Origin of the sequence: Collinsella sp. LCP19S3_A6, from assembly GCF_052122015.1 — a bacterium.
Lineage (GTDB): Bacteria > Actinomycetota > Coriobacteriia > Coriobacteriales > Coriobacteriaceae > Collinsella.
In genome coordinates, this window is sequence record NZ_JBQKDD010000001.1 from 193,561 (window position 1) to 206,491 (window position 12,931).

The 12,931-nt window shown below is 58.8% G+C and carries 15 protein-coding genes; 6 read left to right on the forward strand and 9 right to left on the reverse strand.

Going from position 1 to position 12,931, the window contains the following annotated elements; translation table 11 throughout:
- The first annotated feature begins 198 nt into the window (after positions 1 to 198).
- Both ACTQVX_RS00850 and ACTQVX_RS00855 read left to right on the forward strand, forming a co-directional pair.
- Positions 199 to 1,716 carry a Y-family DNA polymerase gene (locus ACTQVX_RS00850; protein WP_441054453.1) on the forward strand — a complete coding sequence of 506 codons (1,518 nt, stop codon included), beginning with the start codon at positions 199 to 201 and terminating at the stop codon, positions 1,714 to 1,716.
- On the forward strand, positions 1,709 to 2,134 hold the full coding sequence (locus ACTQVX_RS00855; RefSeq protein WP_427727796.1) for a hypothetical protein: 426 nt from the start codon (positions 1,709 to 1,711) through the stop codon (positions 2,132 to 2,134). Before ACTQVX_RS00850 ends, ACTQVX_RS00855 begins: the two co-directional genes overlap by 8 nt.
- A 52-nt stretch (positions 2,135 to 2,186) precedes the next feature.
- Here ACTQVX_RS00855 and ACTQVX_RS00860 read toward each other — a convergent pair whose 3' ends face one another.
- Complete coding sequence (locus tag ACTQVX_RS00860) at positions 2,187 to 2,594, reverse strand: heavy-metal-associated domain-containing protein (protein WP_441559957.1); 408 nt, start codon at positions 2,592 to 2,594, stop codon at positions 2,187 to 2,189.
- On the opposite strand from ACTQVX_RS00860, the gene ACTQVX_RS00865 reads away from it, so the two are divergent.
- Both ACTQVX_RS00865 and ACTQVX_RS00870 read left to right on the forward strand, forming a co-directional pair.
- Entirely contained in the window at positions 2,571 to 2,750 is a 180-nt protein-coding gene (locus tag ACTQVX_RS00865) for a DUF3793 family protein (RefSeq protein WP_441559959.1), read from the forward strand. The genes ACTQVX_RS00860 and ACTQVX_RS00865 overlap by 24 nt on opposite strands.
- A gap of 46 nt (positions 2,751 to 2,796) precedes the next feature.
- On the forward strand, positions 2,797 to 2,934 hold the full coding sequence (locus ACTQVX_RS00870; protein WP_427718565.1) for a flavodoxin domain-containing protein: 138 nt from the start codon (positions 2,797 to 2,799) through the stop codon (positions 2,932 to 2,934).
- 116 nt (positions 2,935 to 3,050) lie between these two features.
- Here ACTQVX_RS00870 and ACTQVX_RS00875 read toward each other — a convergent pair whose 3' ends face one another.
- The 5 genes from ACTQVX_RS00875 to ACTQVX_RS00895 form a co-directional block, all read right to left on the reverse strand.
- Positions 3,051 to 3,803, reverse strand: a complete 753-nt coding sequence (locus ACTQVX_RS00875; RefSeq protein ID WP_441031648.1) for an amino acid ABC transporter ATP-binding protein — start codon at positions 3,801 to 3,803, stop codon at positions 3,051 to 3,053.
- Between the two features lie 12 nt (positions 3,804 to 3,815).
- Complete coding sequence (locus ACTQVX_RS00880) at positions 3,816 to 5,177, reverse strand: ABC transporter permease subunit (RefSeq protein ID WP_441031650.1); 1,362 nt, start codon at positions 5,175 to 5,177, stop codon at positions 3,816 to 3,818.
- 116 nt (positions 5,178 to 5,293) lie between these two features.
- Positions 5,294 to 6,154 (reverse strand): ABC transporter substrate-binding protein, encoded by an 861-nt coding sequence (locus ACTQVX_RS00885; RefSeq protein WP_427793865.1) that lies wholly within the window; start codon positions 6,152 to 6,154, stop codon positions 5,294 to 5,296.
- Between the two features lie 147 nt (positions 6,155 to 6,301).
- The gene (locus ACTQVX_RS00890; RefSeq protein WP_441559962.1) at positions 6,302 to 7,168 is read right to left on the reverse strand and encodes a deoxyribonuclease IV; all 867 of its coding nucleotides are present in this window, start codon (positions 7,166 to 7,168) and stop codon (positions 6,302 to 6,304) included.
- Positions 7,169 to 7,266: 98 nt separating this feature from the next.
- Positions 7,267 to 8,454: an aldo/keto reductase gene (locus ACTQVX_RS00895; protein WP_441559964.1), complete on the reverse strand. Its 1,188-nt coding sequence runs from the start codon at positions 8,452 to 8,454 to the stop codon at positions 7,267 to 7,269.
- 163 nt (positions 8,455 to 8,617) lie between these two features.
- Between ACTQVX_RS00895 and ACTQVX_RS00900 the strand changes: the two genes are divergently transcribed.
- Together ACTQVX_RS00900 and ACTQVX_RS00905 are read left to right on the forward strand one after the other, a co-directional pair.
- Positions 8,618 to 8,812 carry a hypothetical protein gene (locus ACTQVX_RS00900; protein ID WP_427793860.1) on the forward strand — a complete coding sequence of 65 codons (195 nt, stop codon included), beginning with the start codon at positions 8,618 to 8,620 and terminating at the stop codon, positions 8,810 to 8,812.
- Between the two features lie 116 nt (positions 8,813 to 8,928).
- On the forward strand, positions 8,929 to 9,843 hold the full coding sequence (locus ACTQVX_RS00905; protein WP_441054461.1) for a ketopantoate reductase family protein: 915 nt from the start codon (positions 8,929 to 8,931) through the stop codon (positions 9,841 to 9,843).
- Positions 9,844 to 9,934: 91 nt separating this feature from the next.
- Here the strand turns inward: ACTQVX_RS00905 and ACTQVX_RS00910 are convergent, their stop codons facing one another.
- The 3 genes from ACTQVX_RS00910 to ACTQVX_RS00920 form a co-directional block, all read right to left on the reverse strand.
- Positions 9,935 to 10,153 carry a hypothetical protein gene (locus ACTQVX_RS00910; protein ID WP_154517389.1) on the reverse strand — a complete coding sequence of 73 codons (219 nt, stop codon included), beginning with the start codon at positions 10,151 to 10,153 and terminating at the stop codon, positions 9,935 to 9,937.
- A 185-nt stretch (positions 10,154 to 10,338) separates the two neighbouring features.
- Entirely contained in the window at positions 10,339 to 11,115 is a 777-nt protein-coding gene (locus tag ACTQVX_RS00915; protein ID WP_441054463.1) for a hypothetical protein, read from the reverse strand.
- 311 nt (positions 11,116 to 11,426) lie between these two features.
- On the reverse strand, positions 11,427 to 12,737 hold the full coding sequence (locus tag ACTQVX_RS00920; protein ID WP_441054465.1) for an O-acetylhomoserine aminocarboxypropyltransferase/cysteine synthase family protein: 1,311 nt from the start codon (positions 12,735 to 12,737) through the stop codon (positions 11,427 to 11,429).
- Positions 12,738 to 12,931: the final 194 nt, after the last annotated feature.

Consider the following 12,931-nt stretch of genomic DNA (forward strand, 5'->3'; position numbering starts at 1 on the left):
CGAGCTGTTTCGCGCTCTTTAGAGCTGCGTTAAAACCCGATGCAACCGCCCGACCATACCTGCCAAAAAGGGACAGGTTTGTTTTAGTCGGTCAAGCGTTTTACCTACCAAAATAAACCTGTCCCTTTTTGGCAGGTTTTGACGATGTCCGGACGAGCGGGTATTATCGAACATGTATTCGATAAGAATATGTGTTTGATGGGAGAACGCGTGGGGCACGGGCGTCACACCTATATCTGCATCGACCTCAAGACGTTTTACGCCAGCGTCGAGTGCGTCGACCGCGGGCTCGATCCGCTCACCACCCACCTGGTCGTTGCCGACGAATCACGCGGGCGTACGACCATCTGCCTCGCCATTACCCAGGCCATGAAAGACCTCGGGATACACAACCGCTGCCGTCTGTTTGAGATTCCCGACGGCATCGACTACATCAAGGCCGTACCGCGCATGCAGCACTACATGGAGGTGTCGGCGCAGATCTACGGTATCTACCTGGAATACGTCAGTCCGCAAGACGTTCACGTCTACTCAATTGACGAGTGCTTTATCGACGTGACACCCTATCTAGAGCTCTACCATACCAATGCCAAAAGCTTTGCCTGCATGCTGCGCGATGAGGTCCTCGCGCGCACCGGCATCACGGCGACAGTCGGCATCGGCCCCAACCTATTCCAGGCCAAGGTGGCGCTCGACATTACCGCTAAGCACGTACCCAGCCGCATCGGTATACTCGACGACGAGACCTTTCGCAAGGAGATCTGGCCCCATCGCCCCATCACCGATATCTGGGGCATCGGCCCCGGCGTGGCAGCTCGCCTCGAAAAGTACGGGGTATACGATCTGATGGGTGTCGCCGCGCTCGACGAAAACCTGCTTTACGACGAACTCGGCGTCAATGCCGAGTATCTCATCGACCACGCCTTTGGGCGCGAGCCGACAACTATCGCCGATATTCAGGCCTATTGCCCGCAGGCAACTTCAACCACCACAGGACAAGTGCTCTCGAAGGGTTATGCCTACGAGCAGGCCTACACCGTCTTGCGCGAGATGGTCGATGCCGCCGTACTGGACTTGGTCGATAAGCACGTGGTCTGCGACAGCATCTCGCTCTTTGTGGGCTACGCGAGCGAGCGCGCCGACATACGCCGCCTCGACGCCAGCGGCACAGCGCAATATGTAGACGGATGCGGACATTTGCGTTCGAGCACGTCGAGCATCGAACCCGCCGCAACCGCAGGCCCCGAGCTCGCACCCCGTGCACCCAAGCCCGTCCAGCGCGATGACGAACGACGCCGTCTGGTGCGCGAGGCACAGGCAATCGACGGCATCTTTGTGGGAGAGCATGGCGGCAAACCGCGTGGCGGCTATGCCGCGCTCTTTGCGCACTCTAACGCTTCGCGCAAGCTGCCCGAGCGCACCAATTCGTTTAAGAAGATCATGGGCCATTTCGATGAGCTCTGGGCGCAGACCGTCGATCCCAAACGACCGGTCAAGCGCATCAATTTGGGCTTTGGCAACCTCATGCCCGAGGAATTTGCCACCATCGATCTGTTCAGCGATGTTAAGGCCGATGAGCGCGAGCGCGACCTGGCCCGCGCCGTTCTGGCCGTGAAGGGCAAGTACGGCAAGAACGCCCTGGTCAAGGGATTAAGCTTTACCGCCGGCGCCACCGCACGCGAACGCAACGATCAGGTAGGAGGACACCGTGCCTAAGGCCCAACAACAGCCGATGCGGCCGCCGACACCTTTTGAACGCCTGGCGGACCCCGAGGGAAGACGTCGCGCCGCCGACCCCAGGCTCACCGCCAACGGTGCCGTTCGCGCCAACCGCGCCGCGCAGTTTATGCCCTTTGCCGCCCTCACGGGATACTACGAGCTCGTGCGCAAACAAGAGATCTCTGTTGAGCCCAAATGCGAACTCACGGAAGAAAAAGCCCTCGAACTTTCAAAAAAGCTCGAGGGCCTCAAACGCGGCGACTTGGTGCGCGTCACTTATTACGATACATACGGCTATCGTAGCCGCACCGGCATTCTCGACGAAGTGCTCCCCGCGTTCAAGCTGCTCAAACTCCGAGACATCGCCATCGGCTTCGACGATATCCAAGACATCGAGCTGCGCGGCCGAGCCTAAGCGCAAGCGTACGCCCGGCCCTACGGCTTCATGACGTAATAGCCCGCATCCCTCACGGCAGCCTCAAGCACCTCACGATCGATCGGGTTTTAGAACGGATGCACGCCGTGTGGTCTGTATACGTCACTGTGGCCCAAATGCCATCGAGAGCGTTGAGGGCGTTCGTCACATTTTGCGCGCAGCCGCCGCAGCTCATACCGCCAATAAGCAGCTCATCGCTATAGGGGTAGTGAGACACATCGGTGTCCGCGACCGCGACCCTCTTGACCTTCTTTCTGCCCGCCCCATCGCCGCAACAGCATTTGCCATGAGTCGATGCGACAATACGCCGGAATCCAAAAAATAAGCCGGCGGCAATTACGGCAAGCACAATGATGTTTGCAGGGTTAAGCAAATCCTCCATATTGGTTATTTCCTGGGATATCCCTACGACGACGTGCACGAGTTTATCGTCCAGCATGGCGAAAACTACAAGGTCTTTGGAGCCTGGAAGGTCTACACAAATGTCGAGCAAGCGCTTGCGACGTTCGAATCCTACCACGCTTGCACGCAGCGCCTCACCCATATCTATCAGCAGGGCCACAGCATCGCAAAACTTGCCCAGACAACCCGATAGAACATACAAACCGCGGCCGCACGCCGCACAACCGAAAGGAAAACATATGAGCAAGATCGCAGTCGTCTACTGGAGCGGCACGGGCAACACCGAAGCCATGGCAGACCTCGTTGCCGAGGGCGCGGCGTCAGCCGGCGCCGAGGCAGAGGCCGCCTGCCGCGCCCTTGGAGCCGAGCTCGCCTAACGGCGATAAGCTCCGCCCATACGCGGCTCTGCACCAAAACACATTCGCATCCCAACAAAAACGGGGCTGGATCCAAATCCAGCCCCGTTTTCTGCTATGTCAGCCACATAAAGCAGCTACGAGATGTTGCCCAAAAACGCCTTGGTGCGCTCGCTCTTGGGATGGTCGAAGACCTCGCTCGGCGTGCCCTCCTCCACGATAACGCCGCCGTCCATAAAGACGACGCGGTCGGCGACGTCGCGGGCAAAGCCCATCTCGTGCGTCACCACGATCATCGTCATGCCGTCACGCGCAAGATCGCGCATGACGCCAAGGACGTCGCGGACGAGCTCGGGATCAAGCGCCGACGTAGCCTCGTCAAAGAGCATCACGTGCGGATTCATCGACAGGGCGCGGGCGATGGCCACGCGCTGCTGTTGACCGCCCGAAAGCTGGCTCGGCATAAAATCGATGCGCTCGGCCAGACCGACCTTGCTCAGCTCCTCGACGGCAATCTTCTCGGCCTCTTCCTTGCTGCGCTTGAGCACCTTTTGTTGCGCAAGCATGACGTTCTTTTTGACCGACAGGTGCGGGAACAAATTGAACTGCTGAAACACCATGCCCAAGTGCGTACGCACCTTATTGAGGTCGACGCCCTTGGCGCACACATCCACGCCCTCAACGACAATCGAGCCGCTCGTGGGCTCCTCAAGACGGTTAATGCAGCGAAGCATCGTCGACTTACCCGAGCCCGAGGGGCCCAGGACCACGACGACCTCACCCTTGTGCACATCCAGATCGATGTCGCGCAGGACCACGTTATCGCCAAAGGCCTTCTGGAGATTCTTGATGCTGACGACGACCTCGTTCGAGTTATTGGTTTCGCTCATAATAGAACCTCCTTACAGACCTGCAATATGATCGGCGGGTGTCGCGACAACCTGTCCGGCGCTCTTGGTGGGACGCTTCTTTTTGGTTTCGGCCGTCCCCAGAAGTCTCGCCTCAAGACCGCTCACCAAGCGCGCAAGCGGCAGGGTAATGACCAGATAGAACAGGGCGGCAACCACATACGGCGTGATGGAGCCCGTCGTCGCCACGATGGTGCGGGCATTCATGACGATCTCGACCACGCCCACGGCGGCGAGCAGCGACGTATCCTTGTAAAGCAGGATAAACTCGCTGGTCAGCGTAGGCAGGACATTGCGGAACGTCTGCGGAATCATAACGTAGAGCAACGTCTGGAAGGCATTCATGCCCAGCGAGCGGGCAGCCTCGTTTTGGCCCTTGGGGATCGACTGAATACCGGCACGGAAAATCTCGCACAGGTACGCAGACGAGTTCATGGCCATGACGATAACGCCCAAGACGTAGTCGTCCACCTTGACGCCGGCAAGTGGCAGGCCAAAGAACGCGATATAGATCTGCAGGAACGCCGGCGTACCACGGATGATATTCACGTAGATGCCGGCAAGACAGCGCAGGATGCGCGACTTGGAGATGCGCATGAGCGACAAGGCAAAGCCAAAGGGGATTGCCAGCGGAAACGCCACAAGCACGATCGAGAGCGACATAAGGAAGCCCTTAAATACGACCGGCAGGCTCTGGACCAAAATGACCGGGTTCAAGAACAGGCGCAGGAACATATTGGAATTCCAAGCCTCGACCCACGGCTGTTCCTTAAGATCGGCCTGGAAGTTATCGAAGGCCGTCACGCCCTTAATCTCGACGGAAGGAATCTTGGAAATCTTCTTGGTCGAACCGTCGGCGAGCGTATAGGTGCCGCTAAAGGCCTCGTCGCCGCCTTCGACGGGGAAGGTCACACCGTACACCTCGACACGGAAAAAGCCGCCGGAAGGCGCCGTCTCGCCAAAGTCGATCTTGAGCGTCTGGCCATCAGCCGTGCACGTGGGCTTCATGGGTGTGCGATCCATGAGGTCCTCGCCCGAGAGCATCGTCAATCGCGTGTCATCGGTACCAAACGTCGTGCCGTCGACAAACGTCAGCGAAAGACCGCTCAGTTCCTCGTCGGCATCGGCCTGAACTTCCCAGGTAATGCGTGTCTCGGTGCCGCCGACCACATCGCTGCCCGAACCGGTGTTGGGTCGGGCGGTAATCTTTGCGGTCTCAAGCGCTTGGGCAGTCGAGGGCGCAGATGCCCCCACGCACACCAGCGCGAGCGCCACGGCCATGACGCAGGCTAGCTTTTGGAGCAAGGCGGGTAGTGAAGAACGCTGCTCCACGGCCCCTTTGTTCAGTCGAGACAAGGTGGCTCCTATCGTAGAAGTTGCCGGCAAAAAGAGACGGAAACACTCTCCGTCGAGAGAAGCGCAAAGGCCCTCTCCGCTAAACGGAAAGGGCCCACACGCAATCAAGTATCTGTTTACTTGATGTTGTACTTAGCCATGAGGGCGTCAACGGTACCGTCGTCGGTCAGGTCCTTGATGGCCTGGTTGATGTCGTCCTTGAGCTTGGTATTGCCCTGGTTGATGGCAATGGCGTACTCCTCGCCGGTGCTGATCTGTTTAACCGTGTGGCAGGTGTTGAACTGCTCGGCGGTCAGCTGGCTGGCAACGGAGCGGTTGGTGACTACGGCATCGCCCTTGTCGGACTGCAGGGCGCTGAAGCAATCGGTAGCGTCCTTGTAGGGGATGATCTTGGCCTTGGGGAAGTTCTCCTGAGCAAAGGCCTCGGCGGTCGAGCCAGACTGGACGATAATGGTAGCGTCGGCGTTGTTGAGCTTCTCGCTGTAATTGTCGGCCGTGATGTCGGTGTTATCGACCTTGGTCACGATAGCCTGATCGTCCATGTAGTAGGAATCGGAGAAAGCGACTTCCTTCTCACGCTCGGGCGTGTCGGTGATAGCCGCAATGGAGACGTCATACTTGGTGCCCGAAGCGACGCCGGGGACGAGCGTGTCGAAGTCGTTGTTGACGTACTCGACATCCAGGCCCAGCTTGTCGCCGATAGCCTTGATGAGCTCAAGGTCAAAGCCCTGATAATCGCCGTTGTCATCCTTGTACTCAAACGGAGCGTACTCGGCAGAGGTGCCGACGGTCAGCGTACCGTCCTTGACGAGCGCGTACTCCTTGGAGCCGTCGACCTTCTCGACCTTAGCGTCGTCAGAGCTGCTGGAACCGGCATCAGAACCAGAGGTGGCGTTGGACGAGCCGCAGCCCGTCAGTGCGAGGGCGAGCGCCATGGCGCCCGTGGCGGCAAATGCGCCAAGCTTCTTCAGCTTCATAATCAGTCTCCTTCCAATGGCCCCATGTGATTCAGGGGCCTGCAAAAACTGAGGGCTATTATGCACCCGCGTGAGAGAATCTGCAATTAGAAAACTGATTGAAACAAACCCATAACGTGAATGGAACACTCCACTTTATGACAGTCATTACTGCTGCAATGACCTTAATAGTTTAATTTCAGCCGCATAACCTGCAAGTTCGTTCGGCGTTTCCAAAATGAATGGCAGTGATCGCAGGCAGCTATTCGATACAATATTCTGCATAACCTGCATTCCACCGCCAAGTTCCTCGCTGCCGAGGTAACCCTTGCCGATGCATTCATGCCGGTCCTTATGGGCACCGCGGGGATTCTTGGAATCATTGATATGCACAGCGCGCAGGCGCTCGATACCCACCACACGATCGAACTCGTCGAGCACACCGTCAAGATCTTGGACGATATCATAGCCGGCGTCATTTACATGGCAGGTGTCCAGGCAAACGCCCAGCTTGGCCGACAGCTCGGGGCGCCTGTCAGCAACGCCCTCGATGATGATCGCCAGTTCCTCAAAGCTGCGGCCCACCTCGGTGCCCTTGCCAGCCATGGTCTCGAGCAGCACCGTCGTCTGCTGGCCCTCAAACATCACCTGGCACAGGGCGTCGACGATCATCTGAATGCCGGCGTCGGAGCCCTGTCCCACATGCGCACCGGGATGGAAATTGTAGTAGTTACCGGGCAGCGCTTCCAGACGCTGCAGATCCTCAGCCATGGCCTCCAGGGCAAACTCGCGCGCCCGCTCTTTGGCCGAGCAGGGGTTATAGGTATACGGAGCATGGGCCACGAGGGGACCAAAATCGTTTTGTTCCATAAGCTCGCGCAGGGCCGCCACGTCATCCATGTCAAGGTCTTTCGCCTTGCCGCCGCGCGGGTTGCGCGTAAAGAATGCAAAGGTATTGGCGCCAATGGATAGCGCCGTCTCCCCCATCGCCCGATAGCCCTTCGTCGTGGATAGGTGACACCCGATCGTCAGCATCCCCAGCTCCCCCTCATCAGTTACGGTGAAATAGTTCCTGTTGATGCCTTATTCTGCCGCAAACAGGAACTATTCCACCGCAAGTTATAAAAGGGGCATCAGGAGAGCGTTTTGCCGAAGGCCTTAAGCGCCGCCGTCACGGGGCCAGGCTGGAAACGTCGGCGCACATCGTCGAGACGCTCGGGAATATCGATGTGCTGCGGGCAGTGGCGTGCGCATTTGCCGCACTTGACGCAATTGCTCACCAACTTGGGCTCGCTTGTGCGCACCGCACTCGCCGTAAAGTACTGCGATAGACCCGTAAACCAGCTGTGCGCATAGCTTGCGTTGTAGGCGGCAAAACACCCAGGAATATTGATGCCTTTAGGACACGGCACGCAGTAACCGCATCCCGTGCAGGGCACGCGATTCGATTTTTCAAACTCCGTCAGCACGTGCGCGATGGCATCGAGCTGAGTAGCCGTCATCGAATCCGGCAGGGCCCGATCGGCCAATGCCGCGTTCTCATCCACCTGCGCGGTATCGGTCATACCCGAAAGCAGCATCGTCACCTGAGGATGATTCCACACCCACGAAAGCCCCCAGGCGGCAGGAGTGCACAAATGCGGGTCACGGGCGCTATCGAGCACAGCGCGGGCCCGCGGCGGCAGCTTGCCCGCCAGGCGTCCGCCCAAAAGCGGCTCCATCACAAACACCGCGAGGCCTTGCTCGGCGGCGGCCATGAGTCCCGCCGTTCCCGCTTGGTAACGCTCGCCGGCATAGTTGTACTGTATCTGGCAAAAATCCCAGTCATATGCGTCAAGCATCGTCAGGAAATCCGCCGCGCTGCCGTGATACGAAAAACCAATCTGGCGAATGCGCCCCGCCGCCTTTTGACGCGCGATCCAGTCCTCGATGCCCAACGCCACCACACGTTCCCACTGGGCGGGCGAGGTGATGTTGTGTATAAGGTAGTAGTCGATATGGTCAGTCCGCAAACGGTGCAGTTGCTCGTCGAAGATGCGGTCGAAATCATCCGCACTCTTGCACGAAGCGTGCGGCAACTTAGTCGCCAGCAGCACCTGGTCGCGCAGCCCCAAGCGCTCAAGCGAGGCGCCCACGCACGCCTCGTTGCCGGGATAAAGGTACGCCGTATCCAGATAATTTATCCCTCGCTCCACCGCACGGGAAATGATGGCATCGGCTGTCTTCGCATCCGGACGTCCCGGCGCACCAGGAAATCTCATGCAGCCCAGACCCAGAGCGGATATTCGGTTACCACTTTTGGGGTCAACGCGGTATTGCACGGCCCCTCCCTTCGCCATCAGCGCCCCGGCAAGGCGAAACACAAGGGTCACGCGGCCGAAACATCGTGGAATCGCAATCGAGAACGTATCGTAACGCAGCAGAAATCGAGCTGTCACGGCACCGCTTTAACATCAGCAAAAAGCCCGATGAAAGGAGGCGAGCGTGACCACACACGAGGATGCCTACCCCTATCCCGGCGAACAATGCACCCTCTCGGTCGACCGCTACCAGATCGAGATCATGGACCATCTGGACGAGCTTCCCGCCACGGGCGCCGTCATCTTCTGCACCTTCCCCAAGGTGCGCGATGGCGTTGGATATCCCGCGCGCGTTTTTGCCATCTGCCCCGCGGCATAAGTTCCCATGCATTTGTTCTTCTAAATTCAGCCTCCGGTGTACGCCACATGCCCCAGCGGCATACAATCCATCAGGCGCCCCATATGCGGGCGCCTTTTTGTGAGGAGATGATTCACATGCAGATCAACAAGGTCGCCTTTATCGGCAAGGGCGGCGTCGGCCTGCTCTACGGCAGTATGATTGCCAAGGCCCTCGGCAATGACGCCGTCGAATACGTCATGGATGACGCGCGTTTCGAGTGCCACGTGGGCGATGCGCTCACCGTCAACGGAAAGCCCTGCGCGCTCAAGTCCGTCCGCGCCAGCGAGGCAACGCCCGCCGATCTGGTCATTCTCACGGTCAAGACGACGGGGCTCAACCAAGCACTCAAGACTATGGAGCGCGTCGTGGGACCCAACACGCTCATCGCCTCGCTGTGCAACGGCATTACGAGCGAGCAAAAAATAGCCGAGCGCTTTGGCTGGAAGCACACCGTCCTGGGCATCTGCCAGGGCATGGACGCCGTATTCCTTAACGGCGCGCTCACCTTTACCAATGCGGGCGAGATTCGCTTTGGCGCGGCAGCAGGCACCGAGCCCGCAACCGTCACCGCCATCGATGAGCTCTACACGCGCTGCGGCATCGCCCATACCGTCGAGAGCGACATTGTGCACCGCATGTGGGCCAAACTCATGCTCAACGATGGCATCAACCAGACCTGCATGGCCTATGGCGGGACCTACGGGAGCGCCACGGAACAGGACTCCGAGCAGCGTCGCTGCTTTGTTTCCGCCATGCGCGAGACACTTGCGGTCGCCAACGCCGAAGGCGTTGAGCTTACCGAGGCAGACCTGACGCAGATGGTGCACCTCATCGAGGGAATCGACCCCGCCGGCATGCCCTCGATGGCGCAGGACCGCATCGCACAACGTAAAACCGAAGTCGAGGAGTTCGCGGGCACCATTTGCCGCCTGGCCGCCAAACACGATATCCAAGTGCCGCAAAACGATTGGCTCTACCAGAGGATTCGCGAAATAGAAAGCAGCTGGTAGCCTCGCCCGCACGGCGACGCGCGCAATGTAAGCAGACAGTCCTTCGCGAGGATCCCATCGCTCGCGAAGGACTGTCGCATTTAGGCCGAGGCTAAAACTGAGGCTCGTTTTGCGACTCCGGGACCTCGTCCTCGTCATCGCGGCAAAGCACCACGCCGGCGCTTCCCAACAGCGCCGCTGCAATCAAGGCGCTCACAACCACAGGAGCAGCACCCGTAGTGGACTGCAAGCCGGCAACTAACGCCGCCGTCGGACCAAGACATCCGATCAAAAGGGCAACGACGGCAATAGCGACATCTCGAGCGTTCATGGGATCACTTCCTCCACGAGAAAGACCTTGTTTCTCATGACTTAGTGTGCCCCGCGCCCATATGCCCAACGTAGTGCCACGGTAAGGGCTCTGTTAACCCAAATGCATATAAAAACGGGCGCCCCTACATTGCCCGAAAGCTCGGTAAAGACGCCCGTCCATCATGTGCAATCGATGCCGACAGATTACCAACCGGTGTAGTAATCGGTAGTTCCGGCTGCGCAACCCGAATCGTAGACCTTGCACTCGCCCTTAGAGCCCGTAAAGGTCGAGCCCTGGGACTTATCGCTCGCAGCCACCACGTAGTAGCCGTCGGAATCACGCCAAAAGCCCTCGGAATCCAGCGTCCACTCACCCGTGCGGTGGTGATACAACACGTTGCTGCTGTAATAGGTCTCGCGACGACCGTTGTAGTTATTGACACCGCTCGAGCGCGTCAGGCCCGAGCCGTTCGCGTAATACGCAGCAGACGCGTAAGACGAGCCGGAGCCGGCGTTGTAATACGAAGCCTGAACGGCCTCGGCAGCTTCTGCCTCGACGGCCGCAGCCTCGAGCGCCCCGCGCTTAGCATCCTCGAGCGTGGAGCGAAGCTCGTCGAGCTCGGCCGACTTCGCGTCGACCTCCTCCATCGTCAAAAGACTGCCCGCACCGTCGATACAACCCTGCAGTACAGCGCGCTCGTCATCGGTGGCATAGTCACCGTACATGTTCATGATGATCTGCGCGCGGACCTCTAGGGAATCGCGCTTGGCCCCCATCGAGGCGTTCCACTCCTGCATGGAGCCAAAGCCGTCGCTACGATAGTCGACGGGCTGCATCAGGGTCGCCTCGGACGGCGTGGATCCGACCGCGTCGGACAGTGTTGCCGCGTGGGCATCGGTTACGCCGGCACCCACTAAAAGCGCCACGGCAAGCGTGGCAGAAAGGGCGGCGGCCTTCGGTTTTCGTGAATCGATCCTCATGTAGCTGGAAACCTCCGTAGTGAGTTTTTGCTGCGTTTACGCTGCGTGTGATTCGATCGCGCTGCATAGTATCCCGAGTAAATCGCGACCTGCGGTTTTTCTCAAAAGGTGCACGTCATTTGCGTAAAACTCACATCCTCTCAACAGGAGTTTTCCACATCTCGATTGCATAAAGCATGCCAACAACCCTGTAATAGCGCCCTTCCTATGCAAAAAAGCGCCTGCGCAACCATTGTTCGCGCAGGCGCCTTGAGCAGGCATTTTATGCAGTTATACCTATCGAGTCGCAAGGGGCCCTTGCACAAGTCGCCTCACTCGTCCAGCGCGGCAAAGGCCTGCTTCAGATCCCAAATGATGTCCTCGGCGTTCTCGGTACCAATGGAAAGACGGATTGTAGAGGGCGTAATGTTCTGCTCGGCAAGCTCCTCGGCAGAGAGCTGGGAGTGCGTGGTGGTAGCCGGGTGCACGACGAGCGACTTGACGTCGGCTACGTTGGCGAGCAGCGAGAACACCTGCAGGTGGTCGATGAACTTCCAAGCAGCCTCCTGGCCGCCCTTGATCTCGAAGGTGAAGATCGAGGCGCCGCCACGGGGGAAATACTTCTGGTACAGCTCATGGTCGGGGTGCTCGGGCAGGCTCGGGTGGTTTACCTTGGCAACATGGCCGTCACCGATCAGGAACTCAACGACCTTCTTGGTGTTCTCGACATGGCGGTCAACGCGCAGCGACAGGGTCTCGGTGCCCTGGAGCAGGACCCAGGCGTTAAACGGGCTAATGCAGGCGCCCTCGTCACGCAGCAAGATAGCACGGACATAGGTCGCGAAGGCAGCGCGGCCGGCGGCCTCGGTAAACGAGACGCCATGGTAGGAGGGATTGGGCTCGGAGATCTGCGCATACTTGCCGCTCGCCTTCCAGTCAAAGTTGCCGCCATCGATAATCACGCCGCCCAACGAGGTGCCGTGGCCGCCAATAAACTTAGTTGCAGAGTGAACGACGATGTTGGCGCCGTGCTCCAGCGGACGGAACAGATACGGGGTGCCGAAGGTGTTATCGACAACAACCGGAAGACCATGCTTCTTAGCGACCTCGGAGATAGCGTCGATGTTGGGGATATCGGAGTTGGGGTTACCGAGCGTCTCGAGGTAAATGACCGTGGTGTTGTCCCTGATGGCACCCTCGACCTCGTCCAGGTTGTGGGCATCGACGAAGGTGGTCTCGACACCAAACTGGGAGAGCGTGTGCTCCAGCAGGTTGTAGGAACCGCCGTAGATGGTCTTTTGGGCCACCACATGGTCGCCGGCCTGAGCGAGGGCCTGCAGGGTATAGGTGATGGCGGCGGCGCCAGAGGCGACGGCGAGGCCGGCAACGCCGCCCTCGAGCGCGGCAATGCGATCCTCAAAGACGCCCTGGGTGGAGTTGGTCAGACGACCGTAGATATTCCCGGCGTCGGCAAGGCCAAAGCGGTCAGCAGCGTGCTGGGAGTTGCGGAACACATAGCTCGTGGTCTGGTAGATAGGCACAGCGCGGGAATCGGATGCGGGGTCGGCGCTCTCCTGGCCAACGTGCAGCTGCAGGGTGTCGAAGCCAAAGGTGTGCTCGGGGTTGTTGATAAACTGGCTCATGATGATCTCCTTGATCAAACAAAAGTAATAAGAGTAAGAGAAGTAAGCCCCTGTCTCCTGATCACGCCGACGGGCGCAAGCAGGAGCCCGGCATTCGTCTTAGTAAGCAGTTCATATGCGGCCCTCCTTTTGACATCCCGTTCTCGTGGTCGGATTAATTACCTACCTCCTTTGTGTGTTTTGAATAGTACGAG